This is a genomic window from Fodinibius halophilus (genome assembly GCF_011059105.1).
Taxonomy (GTDB): Bacteria; Bacteroidota; Rhodothermia; order Balneolales; family Balneolaceae; genus Fodinibius; species Fodinibius halophilus.
Genome location: NZ_JAALLS010000014.1, coordinates 89,758 through 114,391, shown reverse-complemented (window position 1 = coordinate 114,391; position 24,634 = coordinate 89,758). Strand labels below are relative to the sequence as shown.

General features: G+C 43.9%; 21 protein-coding genes and 4 tRNA genes. 10 read left to right on the top strand and 15 right to left on the bottom strand.

Annotated elements, in window-relative coordinates:
- The 9 genes from G3569_RS11750 to queA form a co-directional block, all read right to left on the bottom strand.
- A partial coding sequence (locus tag G3569_RS11750) for a GTP-binding protein (RefSeq protein ID WP_240894696.1) occupies window positions 1–227 on the bottom strand: 227 nt, incomplete at its 3' end.
- Between the two features lie 63 nt (window positions 228–290).
- Window positions 291–362 (bottom strand) — tRNA-Thr (locus G3569_RS11745).
- A gap of 29 nt (window positions 363–391) precedes the next feature.
- Window positions 392–464, bottom strand: a tRNA-Gly gene (locus tag G3569_RS11740).
- A 6-nt stretch (window positions 465–470) separates the two neighbouring features.
- Window positions 471–553: transfer RNA gene (locus G3569_RS11735), tRNA-Tyr, on the bottom strand.
- A gap of 67 nt (window positions 554–620) precedes the next feature.
- Window positions 621–692 (bottom strand) — tRNA-Thr (locus G3569_RS11730).
- Between the two features lie 159 nt (window positions 693–851).
- Window positions 852–1,472 (bottom strand): DedA family protein, encoded by a 621-nt coding sequence (locus tag G3569_RS11725; protein ID WP_165269345.1) that lies wholly within the window; start codon window positions 1,470–1,472, stop codon window positions 852–854.
- A 4-nt stretch (window positions 1,473–1,476) separates the two neighbouring features.
- A complete protein-coding gene (gene ispF / locus G3569_RS11720) occupies window positions 1,477–1,950 on the bottom strand; it encodes a 2-C-methyl-D-erythritol 2,4-cyclodiphosphate synthase (protein ID WP_165269343.1) in 474 nt (157 codons plus the stop codon).
- An 8-nt stretch (window positions 1,951–1,958) separates the two neighbouring features.
- Window positions 1,959–2,645 (bottom strand): 2-C-methyl-D-erythritol 4-phosphate cytidylyltransferase, encoded by a 687-nt coding sequence (ispD, locus tag G3569_RS11715; RefSeq protein WP_165269341.1) that lies wholly within the window; start codon window positions 2,643–2,645, stop codon window positions 1,959–1,961.
- 3 nt (window positions 2,646–2,648) lie between these two features.
- A complete protein-coding gene (gene queA, locus G3569_RS11710) occupies window positions 2,649–3,695 on the bottom strand; it encodes a tRNA preQ1(34) S-adenosylmethionine ribosyltransferase-isomerase QueA (RefSeq protein ID WP_165269339.1) in 1,047 nt (348 codons plus the stop codon).
- A gap of 363 nt (window positions 3,696–4,058) precedes the next feature.
- On the opposite strand from queA, the gene G3569_RS11705 reads away from it, so the two are divergent.
- Genes G3569_RS11705 through G3569_RS11680 form a run of 6 tightly spaced genes read left to right on the top strand, consistent with a single transcriptional unit; the run spans window position 4,059 to window position 10,804 of the window.
- A complete protein-coding gene (locus tag G3569_RS11705) occupies window positions 4,059–4,583 on the top strand; it encodes a hypothetical protein (RefSeq protein ID WP_165269337.1) in 525 nt (174 codons plus the stop codon).
- 11 nt (window positions 4,584–4,594) lie between these two features.
- Window positions 4,595–5,047, top strand: a complete 453-nt coding sequence (locus G3569_RS11700) for a LytR C-terminal domain-containing protein (RefSeq protein WP_165269335.1) — start codon at window positions 4,595–4,597, stop codon at window positions 5,045–5,047.
- A gap of 6 nt (window positions 5,048–5,053) precedes the next feature.
- Entirely contained in the window at window positions 5,054–5,467 is a 414-nt protein-coding gene (rsfS, locus tag G3569_RS11695; protein ID WP_165269333.1) for a ribosome silencing factor, read from the top strand.
- 6 nt (window positions 5,468–5,473) lie between these two features.
- Window positions 5,474–5,896 (top strand): hypothetical protein, encoded by a 423-nt coding sequence (locus G3569_RS11690; RefSeq protein ID WP_165269331.1) that lies wholly within the window; start codon window positions 5,474–5,476, stop codon window positions 5,894–5,896.
- Between the two features lie 2 nt (window positions 5,897–5,898).
- Window positions 5,899–6,873 carry a 2-hydroxyacid dehydrogenase gene (locus G3569_RS11685; RefSeq protein ID WP_165269329.1) on the top strand — a complete coding sequence of 325 codons (975 nt, stop codon included), beginning with the start codon at window positions 5,899–5,901 and terminating at the stop codon, window positions 6,871–6,873.
- Window positions 6,874–6,916: 43 nt separating this feature from the next.
- Entirely contained in the window at window positions 6,917–10,804 is a 3,888-nt protein-coding gene (locus G3569_RS11680) for an ATP-binding protein (RefSeq protein ID WP_165269327.1), read from the top strand.
- On the opposite strand, the gene G3569_RS11675 is transcribed toward G3569_RS11680, so the two are convergent.
- The 4 genes from G3569_RS11675 to G3569_RS11660 all read right to left on the bottom strand — a co-directional run bounded on the left by G3569_RS11675 (window position 10,801) and on the right by G3569_RS11660 (window position 15,344).
- A complete protein-coding gene (locus G3569_RS11675) occupies window positions 10,801–11,517 on the bottom strand; it encodes a hypothetical protein (protein ID WP_165269325.1) in 717 nt (238 codons plus the stop codon). The genes G3569_RS11680 and G3569_RS11675 overlap by 4 nt on opposite strands.
- A 44-nt stretch (window positions 11,518–11,561) precedes the next feature.
- Complete coding sequence (locus G3569_RS11670) at window positions 11,562–12,791, bottom strand: outer membrane protein assembly factor BamB family protein (protein ID WP_165269323.1); 1,230 nt, start codon at window positions 12,789–12,791, stop codon at window positions 11,562–11,564.
- Window positions 12,792–12,875: 84 nt separating this feature from the next.
- Complete coding sequence (locus tag G3569_RS11665; protein WP_165269321.1) at window positions 12,876–14,405, bottom strand: esterase/lipase family protein; 1,530 nt, start codon at window positions 14,403–14,405, stop codon at window positions 12,876–12,878.
- 60 nt (window positions 14,406–14,465) lie between these two features.
- Window positions 14,466–15,344 (bottom strand): hypothetical protein, encoded by an 879-nt coding sequence (locus G3569_RS11660; protein ID WP_165269319.1) that lies wholly within the window; start codon window positions 15,342–15,344, stop codon window positions 14,466–14,468.
- A 261-nt stretch (window positions 15,345–15,605) separates the two neighbouring features.
- Between G3569_RS11660 and G3569_RS11655 the strand changes: the two genes are divergently transcribed.
- From G3569_RS11655 to G3569_RS11640, 4 genes are all read left to right on the top strand, one after another.
- Window positions 15,606–16,955, top strand: a complete 1,350-nt coding sequence (locus tag G3569_RS11655) for an MATE family efflux transporter (RefSeq protein WP_165269318.1) — start codon at window positions 15,606–15,608, stop codon at window positions 16,953–16,955.
- A gap of 666 nt (window positions 16,956–17,621) precedes the next feature.
- Entirely contained in the window at window positions 17,622–18,731 is a 1,110-nt protein-coding gene (locus tag G3569_RS11650) for a type III polyketide synthase (protein ID WP_165269316.1), read from the top strand.
- The gene (locus G3569_RS11645; RefSeq protein ID WP_165269314.1) at window positions 18,728–19,414 is read left to right on the top strand and encodes a class I SAM-dependent methyltransferase; all 687 of its coding nucleotides are present in this window, start codon (window positions 18,728–18,730) and stop codon (window positions 19,412–19,414) included. The genes G3569_RS11650 and G3569_RS11645 overlap by 4 nt, the downstream gene beginning before the upstream one ends.
- 2 nt (window positions 19,415–19,416) lie before the next feature.
- Window positions 19,417–20,583: an FAD-dependent oxidoreductase gene (locus tag G3569_RS11640; RefSeq protein WP_165269312.1), complete on the top strand. Its 1,167-nt coding sequence runs from the start codon at window positions 19,417–19,419 to the stop codon at window positions 20,581–20,583.
- An 8-nt stretch (window positions 20,584–20,591) separates the two neighbouring features.
- Here the strand turns inward: G3569_RS11640 and G3569_RS11635 are convergent, their stop codons facing one another.
- Together G3569_RS11635 and acnA are read right to left on the bottom strand one after the other, a co-directional pair.
- Complete coding sequence (locus G3569_RS11635) at window positions 20,592–21,743, bottom strand: histidine kinase dimerization/phosphoacceptor domain -containing protein (protein ID WP_165269310.1); 1,152 nt, start codon at window positions 21,741–21,743, stop codon at window positions 20,592–20,594.
- Between the two features lie 151 nt (window positions 21,744–21,894).
- Window positions 21,895–24,609 (bottom strand): aconitate hydratase AcnA, encoded by a 2,715-nt coding sequence (gene acnA, locus G3569_RS11630; RefSeq protein WP_165269308.1) that lies wholly within the window; start codon window positions 24,607–24,609, stop codon window positions 21,895–21,897.
- Between the last annotated feature and the right edge of the window lie 25 nt (window positions 24,610–24,634).

Here is a 24,634-nt window from a genome sequence, read left to right as displayed (position 1 = left end):
TGGCGCTCCTCGGTTTCATACTCAACGTGAGCAGTAGAAATGGTGATACCACGTTCTTTTTCTTCGGGCGCATTATCAATATCAACGAACTGCTTGGCAACCCCGCCGTGATGCTTCGCCATTACCGTAGTAATAGCAGCTGTCAGAGTTGTTTTCCCGTGATCGACGTGACCAATGGTTCCTATATTTACGTGCGGCTTATTCCGCTCAAATGTCTCTTTTGCCATGGCTAAATGAGTTTACAGTTAATTGTTAAATAATCATCCTAGTAATAATTATAACACATCGTGAGCCGTTAGTCGGAATTGAACCGACGACCCCTTCCTTACCATGGAAGTGCTCTACCCCTGAGCTATAACGGCTTTTGGGTGCGCTCCCCGATAAGGGGATGAGCGGGCGACCGGAGTCGAACCGGCAACATTCACCTTGGAAGGGTGACACTCTACCAATTGAGTTACGCCCGCTTAATGTGGGGGGAGCAGGATTCGAACCTACGAAGTCTCACGACAACAGATTTACAGTCTGCCCCAGTTGGCCGCTTTGGTATCCCCCCGCGTTTTCAATATGTCAAAAAAATATTCGACCCAAAAAATCAGATCGAATCTCGATTTTTTCTTGTGAGCCAACGGCCGGATTCGAACCGACGACCGGCTGTTTACAAGACAGCTGCTCTACCCCTGAGCTACGTTGGCTTATCGAGATAATTACTTTCTTTGCAGCTGATTTTCATTCGATTATCAGCCTCTGGTCGAAAGACTCGAAAACTAAGTACTGTTTATATTTTTGTCAACACTGAAATCAAAATTAAATCTATTTTCTTCTGTATCCTCAACTCCATAAAAAAAGTGGCTCTATTTGCGATAGTAATAGATACCGGCCCGAATAATTAGGAATAATGCAATGCCAGCCAAGATTATCTGACCATAAACTGAAAGATAATCTCCTATAACCTTCCAATTCTCGTGCACGACCCATCCAAATCCAAGTAAAATACCGTTCCACAGAATCGAACTTATAGTAGAGCTAATTACCGTCGGAGTTATACGGGTATGACTCAGTCCGGCCGTCAACGAGATAACAGACCTGGTACCTGCCAAAAAACGATTTGCCAGCACGACCCCCATCCCCCAACGCTGCATCCACGAACGCGTCTTATTAATATATTTTAGCGGGATGAAACGTAACAACCATATCCGTTTATTTTTTTTCTCAATCTGGGTACCCCAGCGACTTCCAATCCAGTACATGCTCATAAATCCCAGTACAGATGCAATGGTTGTCAATAGCAAAATAGGCACCAATCCAATAATAGATTCAGCAGCGAGGTACCCGCCAAAAGCGACAAGCACATCCCCTGGGATAGGAGGAATCACATTTTCAAAATATGCAATTAAGAAAAATACCGTGTAGATACTCAGCGGCGGAAGCGTATTCACAATATTCACAAACTCCTGAACAAACTGCTCAACCATATCGCTAAGCCTCCTGAAGTAATACCACAGCTCGAGAAGAAATTCCCTGTTGCCGCCCTTCAAATCCGATCCCTTCAGAAGTGGTTGCCTTTACCGACACCTGCCCTTTACCCAGGCCAAGGTCTTCTGCTATACACTGTCGCATCTCCAAAATATAGGGTGCAAGTTTAGGCTGCTCTGCCACCACTATTGCATCAATATTCGCTATATCATAACCTTCTTTTCTGATAAGTCCCGCAACCTCCTTTAGTAGGAGCCGACTATCAATACCACTATACTGCTCATCGGTATCCGGGAAATGCTTCCCAATATCGCCCAAGGCAACTGCACCGAGCAGAGCATCAGAAATAGCATGCAGCAATACATCCGCATCGGAGTGGCCGACCAATCCCTTTTCAAAAGGGATTTCGACACCGCCCAAAATAAGCGATTCACCAGCCTCCAGGCGGTGAACATCATATCCATATCCGATACGCATCTTCTATTTTATTCTTTTTCAATTAATAAACGAGCCAATTTCAAATCCAGCGGGTAAGTGATTTTAAAGTTGGAGCGTGATCCCTCAACCATTCTCACTTTGCGACCCAAATACTCTACAAGGGAGGCATCGTCTGTGCCCGAAAAACTATCTTCCTCTGCTTTTTCAAAAGCTTCAAGTATAACTTTCGTACGGAAGACCTGAGGCGTTTGCGCCTGCCATAAAAACTTTCGTGTTGGCGTCTCTTCTACATACCGCCTTCCATCAACACGCTTAATAGTATCTTTTGCAGGAACCCCCAACACTGCAGCACCTGCTTCAGAGGCTACACGACAGCACTCGGCAATATGTTTCGCCTCAACAAAAGGACGAACGGCATCATGAATCATTACCAAATCAACATCCGAGAGCACTGCTAATGCATTGCGAATAGAATCCTGCCTCTCGTTGCCCCCTGCCACACAGCGAGCAGCAACTGTATCAGGAAGTACCTTTTCCAGCATATCGTTCGCCTGGTCAAGATATTCTTGCGAGGTTGCAATTACTACCTGCGCAAGCCCATCAACAGACAGAAACCGACGAACGGTGTGCTCTAATATGGAGTCTCCTGCCAACTTCAAGTAGGGCTTCGGAACCTCCCGCTGCATACGACTTCCTGATCCCGCTGCCGGAATAATAAGAGATTTCGTAGTCACTTTTTATATAATCAACATTGAGTCACCAAAAGCGAAGAACCGGTAATCCTCCTCCTGTGCTTCTTCATAAGCTTCCATTAAAAAGTCATAACCGGCAAAAGCAGCACCCAACATCAACATCGTTGACTCCGGGCGATGGAAGTTTGTAATAACTCCTTCGGTGATTTTAAAATCGTAAGGTGGAAAAATAAATTTATCGGTCCATCCGGTACCCGGCTTGGAAATACCGCTGGCCATAATACTGGTTTCAATGGTACGAACAGCCGTTGTACCACAGCCAACTACCTTATGTTCATCACTTGCTAACGCTTCGTTAATTTTGTCAGAGGTTTCTTCAGATATATAGTAGTTCTCTGAATCTGTCCGGTGCTTTGTGAGATCCTCTACTTCACAGGGTCGGAATGTTCCCCATCCGATATGCATTGTAATGGGCAGCATCTGAACTCCCTTATCTTCCAGCTTCTCAACCAACTCTTCGGTAAAGTGCATTGCTGCAAAAGGTGCAGCCACAGAGCCACGCTCTTTAGCAAAGATGGTTTGATACTGCTCTTTATCTTCCTCATCGGCTTCTCGCTCAATATAAGGTGGCAATGGCATTTCACCGATGTTATCTAAAATATGGTACAGATCTTCATTAGACCCTTCAAATAAGAAACGAATAGTACGTCCGCGCGAAGTTGTATTATCAATAACTTCGGCCATCAGATTTGGTCCAAAATACAACTTATTACCTATCCTGATTTTACGTGCCGGTTCAACAAGTACATCCCACAACATGTTTTCGGGCACCAGCTCACGCAGCAAGAAAACTTCGATATCGGCATCTGTTTTCTCCTTTTTACCTTTCAGGCGCGCCGGAAAAACCTTGGTATCGTTATAAACGAGCACATCGCCCTCGTTCATATACTTGTGGATATCAGAAAATTTTTCGTGAGAGATGGTCTGTTCCTCCCGGTCCAGAACCATCAGTTTTGCCGCATCGCGGGGCTGAACGGGTTTTTCAGGAACATTAAAATCATCTGTATCAAACTTAAAATCGGTAAGTTTCATTATCGAACTACTGCCTTTTATTTGGTTTTATGAACCAGCATTTTTGTTGGATTGAAAAGCGTTCCAAATATACTCGATTTTAGCCCGCAGGACAAGTATCATTATTTAAGAAACAAAAACCCCCTCCCACAAAATCCCATTCTTAGCCAAAGTCGTTCTCAATTGTAGTAGAATAGCACTTTCTATCAATTTTTAAATTCAGCTATTTCATTCACACTAAATAAAATAAAGTATGACAGAAACCGTTAAATGGCTAAGTATGTGCTGTTCGCCTCTTTATTGTAGCTTAATACTTTATTATATTTTATTATCATTAAAAGCGCTATTTTGATGTTAGGCAATCAACCAATATCGGTATCGACTATGAAAAAAAATTCTGTTCTATCTGCGGTTACTTTGTGCACGATATTTGTGCTAGGGCTTAGCATTGTATCACAGGCACAACTTCGTGACCAGCAGACGAGGTCAACTGACTTAATGGGCCCCATCGTAAAGGAGAATCCCAGTGAAGGTGCAAATTTCAGCAATCTGTTCAACATGCAGATGAGCCACTCATACTCTATGAATTTTGCCAGCTGGGGTGGGCAGTTTCAAAACATGAATGCCTATACCAATACCATGCAGTTCTTCTTTTCAGAGGATCTGACCGGGCGTGTTGACTTACAAGTTTTACACTCTCCATTTGGGAATAGCTTTATGCCTAACAATAATTCTGGAATGGATATGAAGTTCCTGATTCGCAATGCGGAACTTAATTACCAAATTAATGATAAGAGTAATATCAGCATCCATTTTCAGCAGGTACCTAGCTATGGGATGAATCCTTGGTCTTCAGGGCTATATCGCAATTCATATAACTCGCCTTTCAACGATCGAATTTTTGAGTGATAACAATATAAATGAGCCCAAGAAACAGCGAATCTCATTCTTTTGCCCTTAATGCTGTTATCGGCTTCCTAAGCCTTCTGCTGGTATTACTGGTTTTTGGATTGTTTACACGCATTATCTATCCCAGAATTGAAAACCAGCGAGCAGAAGAAGATACCGACCTTATTGGCAATGTGATACAACTGGAGGTTTTAAATGGATGCGGGGTTCCCGGCCTTGCTAATGAATTCACCGCTACCCTCCGCCAAAATGGTTTTGATGTAGTGGAAACCGGGAATTTTAAAAACTTTGACATGCAACATACTGTTGTAATAGCACGAAACTTTGATTCAGAAAACGCCCATCGCGTTGCCGATGCCCTGGGTATTGACCCGGAAAATATCTTCATCGAAGCATCCGAAGATTATTATTTGGACGCTACCGTGGTTATCGGATCTGATTATCAAACCCTAAAACTTAACTAATACTATATGACCAACAGCTCTCAAAAAGCAGACCAGCAGTTTACTACTGTCGATAAAGCCAAAACGGCCGATGCCGACAAATTAATCGATGTTATAACCGAGGCTTTACTCGATAAACAAGCAGAAGATATTGTAGTGCTTGATGTTAATGGCCTTACTACGCTAGCCGACAAGTTTGTTATTTGTCATGCCCAAACGGATGTGCAAATAAAAGCTATTGCCGATAATGTAAATCAAGAAACAAAAGAACAACTTGGCGAGAAGGCCTGGAAAGAAGAAGGCCGTGAAACACGCCGCTGGGTAATACTGGATTATGTGAATGTAGTCGTCCATATTTTCAAAAAAGAACTACGCGAATATTACGCTCTCGAACGCATGTGGAATGATGCCTCTGTCCGAAAAATTGAAGATGAACAATAATACGTTGTGAAATTTATCTACCTATCAATTGTTACGTTAATCGCTGTAGCAGGTTGTGCCTCATCTTCTTCGAATAATGAAGAAGATGGCCCGGAGGAGTATGAAAACCTTGTATCTCTGCAACAACCCAATATACAACAGCACGAAAAAGCGACTGTATATATAGATTCCGTAAAAAAAATAACGGTTCAACAGCAGCCTGCCCTCCTCATTAGTGGCACCTTTCCTGATGCCTGCACCAAGTTAAAAGAAGTAACACACAGCATTAGTAATGAACAACTGTCATTAGAAATAATAGCTTGGAGAGATCCGGATACCATGTGTGCCCAGGTACTTACCCCATTCAATTACATCTACGATAAGCTTACGAAAAAACAGCTTTCAGCCCATTCGAGCATTATTATTAACGACACTGAATATAGTTATTAATTATGGCGAAACGCGTACTGGTAACTGAACCTATCATTCCATCGGTCATTGAAAAGCTACAAAAACATTTTACAGTAGATGTAGGTGAACGAGGCAAGTATAACACAGAAGAACAGCTTAAAGAGAATATTTCTGACTATCATGCCATTCTTCCGATGCTTTCAAACCCAATTACCGAAAGCGTTCTTTCAGAAGCAACAAATCTTGAAATTGTTGCAAATCATGCGGTAGGCTACAATAATATCGATCTGGATGCAGCCCAAAAATCCAATATTAAAGTAGCCAACACCCCCGGCGTACTAAGCGACTCTTGTGCAGAATTTACCCTTGGATTAATGCTCGCGGTGGCCCGCCGTTTTTATGATGCGCAAGAGTATCTCCTGGAAGGCAAGTTTGAAAGCTGGGAACCTCTTGGATTTTTGGGCATGGAACTACAGGGCAAAACACTTGGAATTATTGGAATGGGACGTATCGGCCAAGCTGTTGCCAAACGGGCCCGTGCTATGGGGATGGATATCATCTATCACAACAGAAGTCGCGTGAGTGATGAGACCGAACAAAAGCTGAATGCGAGTTACTACTCCTCGCATAAAGAGCTCGCGCAGTCAACCGATTTTCTTACCCTTCACTGTCCCCTTACCGATGAAACGCGGCACCTTATTGATGCTGAAGTTTTAAGGTTGATGCCTCGTCACGCTATTCTCATTAACACTTCACGCGGACCGGTGGTAGAGGAAGCGGCTTTAGCCGAGGCCTTACATAATAACACTATTGGCGGGGCAGCTCTTGATGTTTTTGAAAATGAACCCGAAGTTCATCCCAACCTTCAAGATGCCCCCAACTGTTTACTTACACCCCATATGGCCAGCGCCAGCTACAAAACACGAGAAGATATTGGCATGCTTGCGGCAAACGCTATTATTGGTGTACTAAATGGCAAAGCCGATTCTGAAATCCCCAACTTGATTCAGCCCTAATTTCGGTTCATATTCAGGTATCTACTGAATTGACCCTATTGCCATGTATAATTTTCTGGATACCAACCGGCTTAACCATCTCTTGGGATGGACACTATTGGGACTCCTGCTTACTTTGTTGGTATTAGAAGGCTGGCGATATGCCATAAAGCCATCCGTGGCACAAAATGAACAGGTTATTGAACAAAGCCTCTCCGAAGCTTCTGACTATTTTCTATCAAAACAGGAAGAGCTGTTAAATGATACTGAAACCTTAGCAGCTACTCTCCAACGTTTACTGCAAAAAGGTAATACCCAACAGTTATATAGCACTGCTAATCAATTCCCGCAATTTTGGAGTACTGCCCTATATCAAAAAGAAGAACCCATTGTATGGAATGGCTTTGCTCTTGGGGATAAACAGGACCTTCAACTGATAAAAAGCCAAGAGGAACAACGGGTATTTATTAAAAAGCATAATAATGTCATTTACTGGCAGTTCCATGTTCCATTTAGCATTCAAGACAGTTCCGGGAGTATCGACTATAATCTGCTGACAAGCTATAGAATTCGTCAGACCAATCCCCTTGCCATAGGTAACCGCCACGAGTTTAACCTTTTCAACTCTTCACAACTTTCCTCTTACCCACTTAGCTTCAGCATATTTAGTTCGTTACCTACAGACTATGTTCAGAGCCAGCCGCTAACTAATGTAAACGGTGATTCTGTAGGAGTAGTCTATGCCACTGCCGAAAAATTTCAACAGACACAGCAAGAGTGGCAACAAGGGAACAGGTTTTGGAGATCTGTTTTTGCCCTGTTTAGCTTCGTTATTCTCAGTTGCTTACTCTTCTGGGGGGCCGATCTACTGCCGCTGTGGCAGGGCTTATCTATACAGCTATTATTTATAGGTATCGGCTGGGGTATATTATACTATACAAATATGCTCGCCTACTGGGTACTCACTCTTGGAGGGCTATCCACTGATACCTGGGGGGCGATGGTTGAAAGTATCAGCTATACTTGCACCAATGCCTTTTTTGCACTTATCTGTGCCACTACCATTGCCCGAAAAATAAACAATCTGAAAAAACAGATATCCCCCGACTCTTATCTTACTACCATACTTTTTGCCAGCATAACGGGTGGCATCAGTGCATTGGGGATACTTAGTGTGTTTAATCTTTTATATCATAACAGCCTAGCCAGTAATATCCCCTTACTCGATTTACGAATACTTCCTCAATGGGGAACTATTATCCTCTACTTTGCTATGGGCATGACGGTACTGGCTTTAACGATTGTTCTCATAACCCTAAACAGGCTACTCTTCAGGGCCACTTCAGAACATTTTAAACTTACCGTAACTATACTGTCTCTATCGTTTATTATAAGCGTGCTGTCTGCCCCTCTCCTCTTATCGCTAAAGCTCCCCTTTGATATTATAATGCTTACCAGCTTACTAAGCTTTAGTCTTATCCTGGGCATTTCTGTATTGTATTTCCATTATTTCGGGTGGATTTCTAAGATATCTCAACTTCGAAAAATTATAACAGCAAGCTTTATCATCGCCGGTTTGTGCATACCTGTGTTATACCAGGCGTCGGTTAAAAAAGTGGATAAAAAACTTCTTAAAACGGCTCAGGACTATGCTCAAAGAGAAGACCCTCGGGCCAAAGAACTCACCAAAGATATCCTTACCACCCTTGAAAAACAGTATCATAACCTATCTCCATCGGCATTGGAAGAAAACCGTTCTGGCCTGCAAACCCGCTTTACCCAGACCATTCAAAACTTCATCTCTCCAAAATGGAATACTTACTCTTTTAACCTTCAGCTCGTTGATAACTCAGGCAATTTAATTGCCGACTACGCAACCGACCTCAACTCCCCCAATTGGACGGCAATCTATAACATCCCCACCCTGAAAAGTGTTACCGATATTGAGCAGATAACAAAATCATCTCTCCACCCTATCGTCCAACTGCCCCAGTTAGTAAACCAACAAGATTATCGAACCTTTTACCGTGGCTGGATCCCCGTTTTTGGCACCTCCGAAGGTACCCCTATCGCCTGGATACTATGTTCTATTTACCAAGAACGCCCCGAGTTCAACAAGCCTATACGGGCAGTAATGGCATCACTAACCTATGAAAACTGGAATACTGCCTACCTGATGCAAAAATATGAAAATGGTGAAATAGTCAGTTCGGCACGCCAGGGCTATACCGGTCATCTACATGCTAAACGCACACTGGAAAATTCCGAAATCCGAGCCCTTCAACAAGATACGCTTATCTACCTCAACAAGGAGACTCCGGAATACCATTATCGTACATTACTGTGGCATACTCCTGAAGACCAAACAATTAAAGTTAGCACTCCTCTTTCTGACTATAGAGTGATCCTTTTCACTTTTTTCCGCTTTAGTTTTATACTCCTGCTTGTAAGTGGTCTACTCTTGATGATAAAACAGCTACAGCTCTTTACTTCAAAAAACAGCTCCTTCTTAAGTAAAGACAAGCGATTTCAAGACCGTATTCTTGACAACTTTCTCTTGGCTACGTTAGTCTTCCTCATTTTTCTAATTATAAGCTCGCACTATGCTATCAAACAGCAAAACCAAAATATAGTAAAACAAGAGTTGTTCGATAAGCTGGAGAGTTTATCTACCACTGTAGCTACAAACCGCAGCACAAACTCTAATACCACTTCTGACCGAACCTTTTCGCTCGATGCCCTTACGTCTGCACTTAATGTAGATGCCAGCTTTTATAACGGGCGTACTGTTTCAGAGACCACTACGCCACAAATCTACCAGCAACACCTGTTACCTTCGGCACTGCCCTATGATATCTATGAGGAGCTGTATAACGATCGTCAAACTGATGTATTCTCAACTGTGACACTTGCTGGCCAATCACTGCTTATCGGGTATAGAACTATTTTGGATAAGCAAAAAAATCCTATCGGCACTATCGCAATACCGACATTCCTGCAATCACCCAAATATGACCAACAACTACTGGAAACCACCAGCTACCTTATACTTATCTACCTGTTTGTTTTTGGATTATTTATTCTTGCCTCCACACTTATCTCTAAAAAACTAACGCGGCCCCTTGTGTATATACAGCGTGGGCTTAACAAAATTTCGGCAGGCAATCTTGATACAAAAATACCGGTCACCAGTAACGATGAAATTGGGACCCTTGCCAATGCCTACAACAAGATGGTTTCCCAACTTAAAAACCTGCAAAAAGAATTGGCTGAAGCCGAACGTGAAGCCGCCTGGAAAGAGATGGCCCAACAGGTTGCTCACGAAATTAAGAATCCGCTTACGCCGATGAAGCTCAATGTGCAACACCTGGAGCGGCAACTCAAAGATGGCACTCAAAATCCGGAAGAACTTAAAGAAAGAGTGCAAAAAATTACGGCAAATCTTATAGAACAGATCCAGACCCTGAATAATATTGCATCCGACTTTTCCAAGTTTTCTCAGCCCCTGGATGAGGATTTTGAAAAAACCGATGTCGTACAGATTGCCTCATCCGTTGCAGCCTTATATGAACACGACGAAAAAGTGGTCATACAGCTTCAATCCCAAAACAAGGCCATATATGTGCACGGCATCAAAGATGAACTCAAAAGAGTAATCATCAATTTAGTCAAAAATGCGTACGAGGCGATGCCCGAGGATGGTGGGGAAATCTCCCTTGAGATCTACCAGCAACATCAGCATGTCTTCATAGAGATTGAAGACAATGGAAGTGGCATTCCCGAAGAAAGTCGCGACAATATTTTTGTACCCAACTTCTCAACAAAGTCCAGCGGCACCGGGTTGGGGCTTGCGATCTGCAAAAAGATCATCGAAGCCCATGAAGGGAGTATCAGCTTTGCTTCGGTGGAAGGAGAAGGCACTACGTTTGTGATTAAACTGCCACAGTACTAATCAGCGGACAGGGCTATACCTACCCCCAGCAATGGGGCTTTATATTCAGCGACATAGCCGACGCTTATAAATCCCCGGACGTGAGCTCTCTTGCTATACCGATCGGGCGTCTGCCCCATCAGCCGTACCCCATACCATGGAACTTTAAAATCTGCGATCCCCATATCCCACTGATCTTCTTTCTCTACAAACTCCATCGGTTGGTTTCTATAGAATGCACCCAAACTGAGTCCGCCCCCATCTTTTTCCCAAATGGGTCGCTGCAAAATAAGCTCTCTCCCACCATTTATTGAGATATTTTGATTAAATGTAAAGAACACCTTTTCAAATGTGCGCACAGTTCCATCAACATGGGTACCTGCAACAAGATATCCAGGGGTAAAAGCGATAGCAACGCGGCGACCGTTACCAAAAGAGATGCCAAAACCGGGATTACCTACCGATGTCATAAAATAATCGTTTAGATACCTCTTTTGATTACTTCCATACTCATCTACAGCAGCATTTTGCAAAGGAATATGCCCCGGCAAAGTGGAGGTTAGAGTTATTGAAGCGCCGTAACGAATAAAGGGCAAAATCTCATCATGCGTCTGCCCGTACGGAGAAGAAGATGAAAATACCAACCCTTCACTTACCGGCATCTGAATACCGCAGCCCGTTAATAAAATCATTAAAACCAACCCGAAAACGATTTTTCTGTATCTCTTATCCATTGCTCTCTTAGTTGTTTTTCTAAATAGTTATCATGTACCAAATATTACGGCACCCGCAAACAATATACCGCTTTGCTGCCCACATTGACCATATATCCTTCGCCCACCCCCAGCGAAGAGATATAGACGTCAAAGCTGTCCTTGTTATAATTGGGAGGTCGTTCATGGTAGATTGTTGCTCCATCCTTTATATCCAACACCCATATACTCCCACCTCCGGAATTGGTAAAGTACATTCGTCCGTTTTGTACCGTGGGGATACTGGTGTTGGCATACGTAATATCCCGCTGCCATATTACTTCTCCTGTTTGCAAATCAAACCGGTAAGCAAAATTTCCTACCGAAGCAGCATAAATGTTTCCTTTCTGAACATCCAACCCCACGTCAAAACCGCTGTTAGGAAAATTCTTAAACCAGCGCACATCTCCATTTGAACGATTTAATACTATAACTGACTTGCCTTGGAGAGCAACAATGGAAGATTCAGTCACTTCGATATCGTAGATGGGCGGGCTCACCACAAGTGAATCGCCGGGTTCCTCCGAGTAATGATTTTCGATTTTATATTCTACTCTCGTCTCCCAACGTATCTCCCCGGTCCGGGCATCAAACGCAAATATATTGGCCCCGAATTCCTCTTCGCCAGGTGTGGTCCGGTCATAGTACTGCGTTGGTACATAAAGAATATTATCCCCGAAAGGTGAAATAATCGGCTCGGTAGAACCCTGTGTTACCCCATTGGGCACCAGTCGATCCAGCGGATAGCGTTGGACGATTTGCCCGTCGCTCTTGCGAAGCTGTAGCACATACCCCTTTCGCCCAGCATACAGGTAGTCTTCGTCCTGGCTCATAATAGGGCTGCCAATACCGGATACCTCTTTGGCATCCTCAGTAATGTCCGTTTCCCATACAAGTGCTCCGCCGGTTTTATTAAAGGCTTGTATTCTAAATCCGTGATCAATAAAAAGCTTGTCTCCTGAATGGATGATTTTATGAGTGTAATCTCCATCTCCCTCTTGGGTAATTCTGCGACTCCATAGATAACTTCCTTCCTCAAGAGTATAAGCCTTCAATTGACCATCTTGTAAAAAATATACCCTTTGATCTTGAATCAAAGGTTGTGTACCAACTGTATTTTCGCGCTCATTTTCAAGGCGCCACACCACTTCGCCACCCTTTTTATCACTTCCTCCACCGCCAAACAACTCGCAGGAACTTAGTAGACTACTTGATACGAGAATGCAGGTAGCTATTTTTAATAGTACACCTTTCATGATTTATCATATTCTAAGTGTTATAATTAATACAGATGTCGGCCTCTTAGAGACCGACATCTCCAAATTGCTAACCAAAACGACTTACTGCTCACACGGAATAATGATATTCGCACCGACCGAATTGCTGCCGGTGCCTTCACAACCGTAAACATCTACCGAGTGGATATCGGCAGCCGTTTCTCCTGCGGAACTCACCTCTACTTTGACCGCTGAATGGGCAGTTTCACCCCCGGGAGCGCTGTAAAAGGTATGCTCAAATGAAATTCCGGTACCGCCGGCTATCCAGGAAGAATACGGTTCTTGACGATAATACCATTGATAACTGACGGATCCCTCTGCATTGCTAACATCGCTGTAAAAATAGGCCGTTTGCCCGTCATTGATATAGGGCGGGCCGTTGACGGCAACCCCCAGCGGGTCATTTGCGCCTTCTTCCGGAATATTAACGTCCGAGTTTTGAAAAACTTGTTCAAGTCGTTGTCTCACACTCGGATGAGCGGTTTCTTCCACATGGTTGGCGCCTATAGCAGGTAAGCGTCGATCAATTTCATCTGGAGTATCAAAGAAACTCGGTGCCTGGGTTTTAGCCGGTAACAAACCATCATTGGCATCCTTAAACACTTCGCCATTATGCGAATAGTAGTTTACGCCTATTATTTTTTTGTCCCAGTCGCGCTGCTGGTAATACACTAATGAAGCAAAACCACGGGCCCATTCACGAGCAACACTCAGGTAAAATACTGCCCGATTATAGTATGAGTTATAAAAAGGATCACTGGGGTCAGATTGATTATATTTATAAAAATATTTTGCAGACAGGTATGCATAATAAGAAGTAGCAACAAAATAAAAAGAAGCGATTCCATGGTGGATACGAAGAAACACCCCACTTTCGACGGGGTTTTTGTCATTATTCTTATTCCTGAACGACTCAGCAATACGCACATACTCAAAGTTGTCTTCTGCCCCAAAGATAGCATACCGTGCTGAAGGTAAAGTGTTGTTGGGTACATTATTCAGGGTAGTAAGAAATGAACTGTTGGGCTTCATGTTATTAACAGAAGCAACATTACCAAACATCCCTTCGAGCCTCCTATTTATTCTTGTACCTGCTGCGTTAGCAGAATAGTCAATTTTGCCTAATAACTGTTTAGCAAACTGACGCCCCCCAAGACTTCCAAGGGAGATAGCCGGTCCGGCTGCCATGTCGGCAATCCAATCAGAAACAATTTGCCCAACCTTTCCATTTTGAGCTGTTTCCGCTACCGGTGCTCCTTTATGAGGGGTTCCCACTGTTATAAGGGCCTTCATTGCACTATTGCTTTTCTGTCTCAAATACTCCCGAGCTACAAGCCCTCCCAAACTATGTCCTACGGTTACCCCATTGGAAGGGAAATATACACTTGAGGCGGAATTACTTATTGCTGAGCTAGAATTATAACTTACATTATCTCGAACAAAGTCAAACTCATTATCTAACTCATTAGCCATGGTATTCCATACACTAGAATCATCACCCAAACCATGAATAAAGGATACTTGGTCTGACTGTCCATAGCCAATTGCTACAAACATAAAACTAAAGATTATGAATATAAATAGTCGTTTCATAACAAACTCTCCATCTTTAATATTAAGATCAAACCAAATGATATATTAACTTTTCAACCTTTACTCTTTTAAAAATCCAGCAGGCACTTGACGTGATACCGTTTTCCCATTTTCTGAAACAGAATAATCTGCTCCCATTTTCTCTGTTTTAGCATTAAAAATGCTTGTAATACTCATTTTTCGACCAAACTTCTTCTTACTATAGACCTTGGTTACCTGGAATTTACGATTGCCCATAGCTTTTACTTTTTTATATCCTTGCTCTTTTAACCACTGTTTAACCTGTTGGTCGGTCATAGCCTTTAGAGAATGTCCTTTTTTGATTTTGGCAGACATACTATTCTTTTCAATACAACGCTGAATATTAACTTCACTTCCCCTTGGACAAGGCTTGGGTGGATCATCTCCATATGTTCGAGCTTCATCCAGTTTTTGTTGTAAATCTGCCAATATATCTTGTTGCTTGGTAGTTAGAGATGTTGAATAAGAAGTGCCATTTATAGTGTAACTCAATACGGAGTTTCCACTATACGAGATCGTTTCAGGTATATCTTGGTATGCACGATATGTGGGGTTTACTTGCATTAAATCTGATGCCGGACTTGCTGATCCTTTTGTTACCTGCAGATTTCCTGTCACATTGAGTGGATCTGAGGTCTGCCCATTTAATAACAAATGATTAGTAGACCCCGGCTTTTTTGCTTTGCCATTCAAATTTGTATTAGTGGGCGTAATCTCTAAGGAAAAATCGGAGGATCCCGATGCTGATAAAAAGCCATTTGCTGAGGCCTCCGACTTTACTTTGCCCGGTACCTGATTTGCACTCGTAATGTTTGTCATACTATCATCCTGTTCAAGTCCATCTTGGGTATCACAGGCTGTTATTCCAAACAACATTAACACACATATGCAAATAATTTGGATTATAGATCTCTTCATAGTTCTAGTATTTTAAATTTTAATAGGGTCTCTACTCTCTACAGAGATTTATCTCCCTCAACAATATCAAGAGCATTAACACGTCCGATTGTTACAAATTTTTCCCTTTTTTTATCAAAAAAAACACTTCTGCCTTGGCAAATAAAGACAATTAATATTTCATTCCACCACCCTTACTATTCCCCTACTTTTTTTGTACCATATGCGATTATTTAGGATTGATCTTTTTTACTGCCAAACTGCCAAGGCTTTTCTCTGTTAATGCTCTCTTACATCAAATCTGAAAAACACAACATACGTAAAGAAGCAGGGCTGACCCTCAAAATCGGGCTACCTGTTATCATCGCACAGCTGCTACAGATGTCGATGAACTTTGTTGATACCGTGATGGCCGGGAACCTTTCTGCCGAAGACCTGGCTGCGGTGGCCGTTGGTGGAGCCGTCTTTATTCCCTTTATGATGTTAATTGCTGGCATTCTGATGGCCATTACTCCTATTGTGGCACAGCTGGTAGGAGGACGAAATCTTAAAGAGATCGGGGTTAATGTTCGGCAAAGCCTGTGGCTCGCTCTCATTCTGTCATTACCTGTATTTTTCCTGATCCGAAATCTCGAATTTGTGATGCATTTTCTGGATGTAACTCCTACCATTATCCCCATAGCGCAAGGATATCTGGATGCTATTTCGTGGGGCGTTTTTGGGATCTCTGGATATATGGCATTGCGCTTTTTCAACGAAGGGATGTCGGTAACCCGTCCGGCCATGTATTTTGCCCTCCTTGGCGTGTTTGTCAACGTTATTTTTAACTATATCTTCATGTACGGCAAGCTGGGATTCCCCGAAATGGGTGCCGTGGGCTGCGGGTATGCTTCAGCAGTAAATGGTTACGTTATGTGTTTGGGGATGCTTCTGTTTACCGTAAAACACAAACCTTACCACCGGTTCGATATCTTTTCGTCTCTACGATTGCCCGAATGGAAATATCTCAAAGAAATTCTACAGGTAGGTATTCCTATAGGGCTCAGCTCCACGATGGAAGTTAGCATGTTTGCCCTTGTCAGCCTGCTAATGGGATCGTTGAGTGCCGTTGCCGTAGCGGGCCACCAAGTTGCTATCAACTTTTCAGCTATGACTTTTATGGTCCCCTTCGGCCTGTCCACGGCAATAACAACCCGCGTAGGAAATGCAATTGGAAAAGGAGATATGCCCGAAGCGCGGCACCGCGGCTATGTTGGTATTGGTCTCGCCACCTCCTTTATGTGTGTAACTGCTGTTATCATGTATCTTTTCCCGGATGTGATCACCAGCATCTATACCCAAGATAAAGCCGTACAGGATGTAGCCATCAGCCTGCTTTACATGGCCGCTATTTTCCAGATTTCTGACGGCCTGCAGGTAAGTGGATATGGCGCCCTCCGCGGACTCAAGGACACTACTATCCCCATGATCGTTAATTTTATTGCTTACTGGATGGTGGGTTTGCCCCTCGGTTACTACCTGGGACTTATTCGCGGCGTCGGCCCCCAGGGCTTGTGGATGGGACTTATTGCCGGACTTACCATTGCTGCAATTCTCCACAATATTCGGTTTTACAAGTTGACGAAACGGTGAAGATTCCTTCATCCAAAGAGGTGTATAAATTCTTTACGTCTCTGATTGCTTATACAATTCGCCGGACGGCAAACCCAGCCGCCCGACGAAAGATAGTGCTAACCCGTCTTGACCTTTTTACTCCAGCTTGCTGGTTCGCCTGCCGGCAGACGGATCAAGCGCTCGTTGGACGGGGCACGGCAAAAGGCGCATAAATATACTTATTCTTACTTTGGGAAATATCCAAGGCGTCTCATGGCCGCACTGAAGCACGACCTACATTATAATTCCCCGAAAATAGCTCAAAGCTATCTTAGATATTAGGCCAACCTTTTCAAGAAAATCCCTCCTTGAGGAGGGTGGACAATTCGTGGGGCTTCGAATTGGTCGGGAGGTGTTCTTTTGGTAAAAATAACTTTATGATGCATGCGCCCTTTTAGATGCTACACGGCCTTACTCCGGGAGATTACTTCGTCGGGCTTCCATAGAAAGATGCAATTGAGTGATTAAGTTACAAAGTAACAGATTGACAAAAGTCCCAGAGCAACAAATTGACAGAGCAGGACTCTATCAATTTAATTAGAAAGTTTTGCAAAGCCTCGTTTTATAAGAATTGGAATTGGGAATTTTTCCCGCATATTTAGAGTATTACAGTATAAGCTGTAACTGTTCACCAATGTACTATCAATGGCTGCCTATATTCACAATATTGCTACAGTAGTTCCGGAGCATTTTTATACACAGGAATACCTCCGCGACCGGATGAAGGAATATGTCGGCAACGGCAAAACTTCTCAGCGCATTATTCATCGTATCTATTCAAAGTCCGGCATCAAAAAGCGCCATACCGTTATCAACGATTTTGATAAAAATGGAGCTTCACGCTTCTTTTTTGAAAAGGATGGCTCTCTTAACAAACCGTCTACCGGCACTCGAAATAACTTTTATGCTAAAAAAGCCAAAGAACTTTTCGTTACTACTGCCCGTAATACGATCCAACAAAATAACAGCATAACCAAGGATCAGATCACCCATGTTATAACGGTCTCATGCACCGGCTTTTTTGCCCCTGAACCGGGATTCGAGATCATCAAAGAGCTTGGACTTTCTGCCTCCACTCAACGTTTTCATCTTGGCTTTATGGGATGTTTTGCCGCCTTCCCGGCTATGAAAATGGCCAAGTCATTTGCTGCCGCTGATCCCGACGCTACGATACTAGTCGTTTGCCTGGAACTCTGCAGCCTGCACCTGCAAGATTCAATCTCCACCGACAACCTCATTTCTGCTTCCGTTTTTGGGGATGGGGCAGCAGGAATGCTTATCACTGGAAGAAAGCCCGAAACTGACGGATATGAACTGACGCAATTTTCTACAACTATTGCCGAAGAAAGCGAAAAAGATATGGCCTGGACTATTGGCGATACCGGCTTTGACATGGTCCTTTCGACCTATGTGCCGGAAATTATTGAATCAAACCTGCCCAAAGCTCTAAAACCACTTTTTGAAGATTACCAGCTGCAACCCGAACAGATAAAACACTGGGCCATCCATCCGGGCGGACGTGCCATACTTGATAAGATTGAACAGAGCTACTCCTTAGAAGAAGCACAACTGGCCTCACCCCGAAATATTCTGGCTGAGTACGGAAATATGAGCAGTGCCACTATTCTATTTGTACTGGAAGATCTTCTGAACCGATCCAAAGCCGAAGAAGCTGAAACCGTTTTAGCAATGGCTTTTGGTCCGGGACTTACCATGGAAAGCGGCTTGTTGACTAAAATCAGCCCGTGCTCATGACTTTCTTCTTATCTACCCGGGATACCGCCAGTACAGAACGAATGGATGACCCCCATTGTGACCTTTCAGAACTGAAGAATACCTACAGGCAATTTCGTATCATCAACAGCCTGATCTCGCAATGGCATCGCATCTATAAAAGAGAAATTCGTCCCCTTTTGGATATACATGCACCAAATACCATACTGGATATCGGTTTTGGGGGCGGTGACATCCCAATAAAAATAGCTCACTGGGCAGCAGACGACGGCTTTGACCTTCAGATCACCGCTATTGACCCCGATCCCCGCGCATTTAATTATGTGCAACAGTTATCCTATCCCAATAACATTTCGTTTTTGCAGTGTGAACTTTCCGAACTTGATCCGAAACAGGACCAATTTGATATGATCATCTCCAACCACCTGCTTCATCACCTCAGTAGCAACGAACTACAAGAGATGCTGGATCGAACAAAAGCATTGAGTAGTAAAAAGGTCATTTTTAATGATATTAAACGCAGCGATTGGGCATATCTTCTGTTCAACTTATTGGCCCGCCCAATTTTTCGCAGCTCTTTTATTACCGAAGACGGATTAACCTCAATAAAAAGAAGTTACACGCTGGCAGAACTGCGTAATGTCGTACCCAATGGCTGGCAAGTAAGCCCTGTTTTTCCCTTTCGATTGATACTTACCCTTTGAGCATGCATAACCATTCCCAAACATATCAAGTGGCCATTGTCGGTGCAGGAGCAGTAGGACTCTTCCTTGGCATCTGCCTTGAAAAAGCGGGCATCTCTTGTATCATTTTAGAAAAACGTAAAAAAGTCAGGAAGGGATCTCGCTCTCTGGGCATCCACCCGGTATCGTTAGAACTCTTTTCAAAACTGGATATTACAGATCCATTTCTCCGAAAAGGTATACACATTTCCAAAGGACATGCCTTTTCTAACAGCAAAAAATTAGGCACCCTCTCCTTTGAAGATGATCAAGCCCCATACAATTTTATATTGGCACTGCCGCAGGATACTACAGAACGCACTCTCCAAAAAGAGCTCAACACTATTAATCCTGATATTCTAAAGCGTGGCGCAGAGGTTTCTTCAATAGCACAAGACAATGAACAGGCGACCATTTCTTACCACTACAAAGGCAAAGCCCAAACACTTTGCACCGACTATGTTATAGGATGCGATGGCAAGCACAGTTTGGTTCGGCAGCAGATGGAGAGTTCTTTTGAGGGCTATTCCTATCCGGATACGTATATAATGGGCGACTTTGAAGATAACACTGACTTTGGATCCGATGCCGCTATCTTTCTGTGTGATGAGGGCTTAATAGAATCTTTCCCCCTGCCCGGGCAAAAACGGCGGTGGGTTGTTAAAACGAAAGAGTATATCTCGAGCCCAACGCAGGTAGATATAGAAAAACGCGTGCAGCATCGTATCAACCATTCATTGAAAAACACAGCCCCCACGATGCTTAGCAGCTTCGGTGTTCAGAAAATGATGGCCACTCCCATGGTAAATAGTCGCATCATACTTGCCGGTGATGCCGCTCATGTAGTAAGCCCTATTGGGGGGCAAGGAATGAACCTGGGTTGGCTGGGAGCATGGAAACTCACACAATATCTCGATTGTATTCTTAACAATAATGTGGCCGACTGCTCCAGCCTTAAAGATTTTGAACACAGACATGCTAAAACAGCTAGAAATTGTATGAGGAGAACAGAACTTAACATGCGACTGGGACGCCGAGCCACCTTCCCTGTTGCCCGTAACCTACTTGTAACACTGATGCTCAAAAAGCCGATATCACACCTTATGGCAAAGCTTTTTACAATGCGGGGCGTCGACCGATGGATTATCTAAAAGAGAGGTTACTGATCAAATGAAATAACGAAACTGGCTCCACCTTCGCTATCAATCTCCATAGATGCTTCTAACTTGCGAAGCAACACATCAATAAGCCAGCTTCCCACCGATTCCTTGGTACCAAGCGAAAAGTCTTCTTTTAGCCCTTCCCCGTTATCGGCAACTTCCAGCCGTATTACCTCTTCATTTTCCACGAGATCGATATGGATTTCCCCGGTAACCACATCATCTTTAAATGCATGTTTATAGGCATTGACCAGCAGTTCATTCAACAGTAGCCCGCAACACATGCACCGTTCCGAGTCCACTTGTACTGATTCTGCTTCGATCTTAACGGAGATATCCTGAGAAGGGTTGGCGAGCATTGAGGATATCTTTTTAGTTAGCCGTCCGATATACTCTCCAAGGTCAATCTCCTTTTGAAGATCATTATGATATAAGAGGTCATGGATCTCGGCCATCGAATCGATACGTGCACATGTTTTTTGAAGCACCTCGCGGGATACTTCATCAACTTCAGGAATTTCCATCTCGATAAGTGCCGTCAGCGTCAGTAAGTTATTTTTAATGCGGTGGCTGACCTCCGTAAGCATAATCTCCTTATCCTCGACGCGCTGCTGTAAGTTTTCGAGCTCCCTGGTGCGCTCAATAGTATGAGCAACATGTTCTGAAAGTGCTTCAAAAACAGGAATGTCATCTTCCGAAAAGCCCCTGCCCCCTTTTCTGTTAATTGCTTCCAATACACCGATCACCTTACCGTTTTTACCGGAAAGAGGCACACATATGATACTTTCCGTTGTAAAGTTTTCAGAAAGCTCTCCGGCAAATATCTCCGTTTCTTTGGGGCTATTTGAAAAATAAGGCTGGTCATTTTCCAGTACCCAGCCTGCCACACCTTGCTCGCGTGAAATGCGTATACCCTGTATTTCGTGACGTACCGGCCCTGAAGGAATACTCACAACCAACTCTTGCGAATCCTCATCCAACAAAATCAGCGAACTCGCCTCAGAATCCATCACTTTCTTTATAATGCCGAGACTTTTTTGCAGTACTCCCTTGAGTTCAACAGCTCTGTTCAGGCTGCTAAACTCTTTTAACAACATTCGAAGACTATCACCACTGATACTGCCGGGGTAAGCCTTATTGGCAGATGGCATAATGTACTATCTCTTTTGGGTTTCCCTATTATTATTTCACGTTACCATTTTTTTATCAAAACTTAAACAGGTCAGCAAAAATAGTATATAAATAAAAAGCCCGACCAAAACAGTCGGGCTTTAGAATACAATAAGAAACGATTATCCGATCTTACTTATTTTTCTCTGCGCGGTGATACTCTCGCAGTACGTAATGCAGAATACCTCCATTACGATAGTAATCAATCTCAACCGGGGTGTCGATACGACATTCGGTCTCGAAAGAGATCGTTTCTCCGTTCGATTTCTTGGCGTCTACCTTTACTGTATCCTGTGCCTTAAGGTCATCAGAAAGATGGATGGTAAACTCTTCCGATCCATCAAGGCCTAAAGCATCGGCAGATTCGCCTTCTTTAAACTGCAGTGGCAGCACGCCCATACCTACCAGATTAGATCGGTGGATACGTTCATAAGAAGTGGCAATAACTGCTTCAACGCCTAACAGGTCGGTACCTTTAGCAGCCCAATCGCGAGATGAGCCCGTACCATATTGCTTACCGGCAAGAGCGACTAGTGGAGTGTCGTCTTCTTTATATCGGGTAGCAGCATCGAAGATAGTGGTAATCTCATCTTCGGGGAAGTAGTTGGTATAACCTCCCTCTTTTCCGGGCGCCAGCTGGTTTTTAAACCGAACATTGGCAAAGGTACCACGAGTCATAACGCGATCGTTACCGCGGCGCGATCCGTAAGAGTTGAAATCTGCGTACTCTACTCCATGATCTTTCAAATACTCACCGGCCGGACTATCTTCCTTAATATTACCGGCAGGCGAAATGTGATCAGTAGTAATAGAGTCTCCAACCTTAACAAGAGCACGTGCATCTTCAATAGAAGTAATAGCATCGGGTTCTTCTCCCATATCCATAAAGAATGGCGGCTCTTGAATGTACGTAGAGTCCTCTTTCCATTCGTAGAGTTCTCCACCGTCAACAGGAATTTCATCCCACTCATCTGATTCAAAGATATCACCATACTGCTCTTCGAAGAGTTCGGGACGAATTGCACTGTCAAGGTGCTCCGCAATTTCCTCGGTTGTTGGCCAGATATCTCTGAGATACACATCGTTGCCATCTTTGTCTTGTCCAACAGGCTCATGCTCCAGATCGATATCAACAGTACCGGCAAGAGCGTAAGCGACAACCAAAGGTGGAGAAGCCAGGTAATTAGCTTTTACATAAGGATGGATACGACCTTCGAAGTTTCGGTTCCCGGACAGTACACCGGCAACAATCAGGTCGCCTTCTTTCACAGCATCTTCAACAGGCTGTGGCAAAGGCCCGGAGTTACCGATACAAGTAGTACATCCATATCCCACGAGGTTAAATCCTAGCTTATCCATATAGTCGGTTAAGCCGGCCTCTTCGAGATATTCTGTTACTACGCGTGATCCGGGGGCCAATGAAGTCTTCACATATGGAGGAACTTCCAGTCCTTTTTCCAGCGCTTTCTTGGCAACAATTCCGGCACCCAACATTACACTTGGGTTAGAAGTATTGGTACAAGAGGTAATAGCTGCGATAACCACATCTCCGTGGGTCATCTCCATCTCCTGACCATTCTTAAATGTTCCCTTGTTAGCCAGCTTTTCTTGCTCCAGGTTGAAACCCATTGTTGGGTCATCACTGGTAAGGCTGCTTTCAAAGGTAGATTTCATATTTGGCAGGGTGATACGATCGTGCGGCAGCTTGGGGCCGGCGAGCGATGTTTCTACCGTGCTCAAATCCAGTTCCAAAGTGCTGGAGAATTCCGGGTCGGGCATATCTTCTGTGTGATACAGTCCCTGCGCCTTCATGTAACGCTCTACCAGTTCAACATGCTCAGGATCACGTCCGGTAGCTCGCATATAACGCATCGCTTCTTCATCCATTGGGAAGAAGCCCATTGTTGCTCCATACTCGGGAGACATATTCGCAATAGTAGCGCGGTCGGGCAGACTCATGCTGCTGAGACCATCTCCGTAAAACTCTACAAACTTACCCACTACGCCATGCTTACGCAGCATCTCTGTTACCGTCAAGGTAAGGTCGGTGGCTGTAACTCCTTCTCTCAACTCACCGGTTAGCTTCATGCCCACAACTTTGGGAACCAACATATGAATTGGTTGCCCCAGCATAGCAGCTTCCGCTTCAATACCACCAACGCCCCAGCCAAGAATACCGAGACCGTTAATCATGGTAGTGTGCGAGTCAGTTCCCACCAACGTATCAGGATATACAATAGTAGAACCGTCCTCTTCTTCACGGGCAAATGCTCCCTTAGCCAGGTACTCAAGATTTACTTGGTGTACAATTCCGCGCCCGGGAGGTACAACCCGAAAGTCATCAAACGCTTTTTGCCCCCACTTCAAGAATTCGTAACGCTCGCGATTACGCTCAAACTCTTTCTCCACGTTATGCATAAAGGCATATTCCTGCCCAAATTCATCAACCTGTACCGAGTGGTCAATAACGAGATCAACCGGCACCTTTGGATTGATAGAAGTTGGAGGTCCGCCCATGCGATCCATAGCAGAACGCAATGCTGCTAAATCAACAACAGCGGGTACTCCAGTAAAATCTTGCAGTACCACACGCGAGGGTTTAAAAGGAATCTCTCCCTGCGGATCTTCGGCATTATAATTTGCTAAACTATTAATATCATCTTCGGTAAACGCATAGCCGTCATATTCTCTAAGTACCGCTTCAAGCAATACTCGGATGGTGAATGGAAGCTTTTCCATTTTTCCGTACCCCATCTCTTCCAGCTTCTGCAAGCTGTACATATCGGCTTTTCCAGATCCCGTATCAAAGGGGATTCGCGTTTTTGCAAACTTATTTTCTTTGCTCATTTCTATCTTCATTTCAAATTAACAC

What these genes read in the sequence shown, in the direction of transcription:
- G3569_RS11725 (WP_165269345.1), bottom strand. Translation starts at nt 1,472, where the DNA reads ATGGTTGAGCAGTTTGTTCAGGAGTTTGTGAATATTGTGAATACGCTT.
- ispF (WP_165269343.1), bottom strand. Translation starts at nt 1,950, where the DNA reads ATGCGTATCGGATATGGATATGATGTTCACCGCCTGGAGGCTGGTGAA.
- queA (WP_165269339.1), bottom strand. Translation starts at nt 3,695, where the DNA reads ATGAAACTTACCGATTTTAAGTTTGATACAGATGATTTTAATGTTCCT.
- G3569_RS11705 (WP_165269337.1), top strand. Translation starts at nt 4,059, where the DNA reads ATGAAAAAAAATTCTGTTCTATCTGCGGTTACTTTGTGCACGATATTT.
- G3569_RS11700 (WP_165269335.1), top strand. Translation starts at nt 4,595, where the DNA reads ATGAGCCCAAGAAACAGCGAATCTCATTCTTTTGCCCTTAATGCTGTT.
- rsfS (WP_165269333.1), top strand. Translation starts at nt 5,054, where the DNA reads ATGACCAACAGCTCTCAAAAAGCAGACCAGCAGTTTACTACTGTCGAT.
- G3569_RS11685 (WP_165269329.1), top strand. Translation starts at nt 5,899, where the DNA reads ATGGCGAAACGCGTACTGGTAACTGAACCTATCATTCCATCGGTCATT.
- G3569_RS11680 (WP_165269327.1), top strand. Translation starts at nt 6,917, where the DNA reads ATGTATAATTTTCTGGATACCAACCGGCTTAACCATCTCTTGGGATGG.
- G3569_RS11675 (WP_165269325.1), bottom strand. Translation starts at nt 11,517, where the DNA reads ATGGATAAGAGATACAGAAAAATCGTTTTCGGGTTGGTTTTAATGATT.
- G3569_RS11670 (WP_165269323.1), bottom strand. Translation starts at nt 12,791, where the DNA reads ATGAAAGGTGTACTATTAAAAATAGCTACCTGCATTCTCGTATCAAGT.
- G3569_RS11665 (WP_165269321.1), bottom strand. Translation starts at nt 14,405, where the DNA reads ATGAAACGACTATTTATATTCATAATCTTTAGTTTTATGTTTGTAGCA.
- G3569_RS11660 (WP_165269319.1), bottom strand. Translation starts at nt 15,344, where the DNA reads ATGAAGAGATCTATAATCCAAATTATTTGCATATGTGTGTTAATGTTG.
- G3569_RS11655 (WP_165269318.1), top strand. Translation starts at nt 15,606, where the DNA reads ATGCTCTCTTACATCAAATCTGAAAAACACAACATACGTAAAGAAGCA.
- G3569_RS11650 (WP_165269316.1), top strand. Translation starts at nt 17,622, where the DNA reads ATGGCTGCCTATATTCACAATATTGCTACAGTAGTTCCGGAGCATTTT.
- G3569_RS11645 (WP_165269314.1), top strand. Translation starts at nt 18,728, where the DNA reads ATGACTTTCTTCTTATCTACCCGGGATACCGCCAGTACAGAACGAATG.
- G3569_RS11640 (WP_165269312.1), top strand. Translation starts at nt 19,417, where the DNA reads ATGCATAACCATTCCCAAACATATCAAGTGGCCATTGTCGGTGCAGGA.
- G3569_RS11635 (WP_165269310.1), bottom strand. Translation starts at nt 21,743, where the DNA reads ATGCCATCTGCCAATAAGGCTTACCCCGGCAGTATCAGTGGTGATAGT.
- acnA (WP_165269308.1), bottom strand. Translation starts at nt 24,609, where the DNA reads ATGAGCAAAGAAAATAAGTTTGCAAAAACGCGAATCCCCTTTGATACG.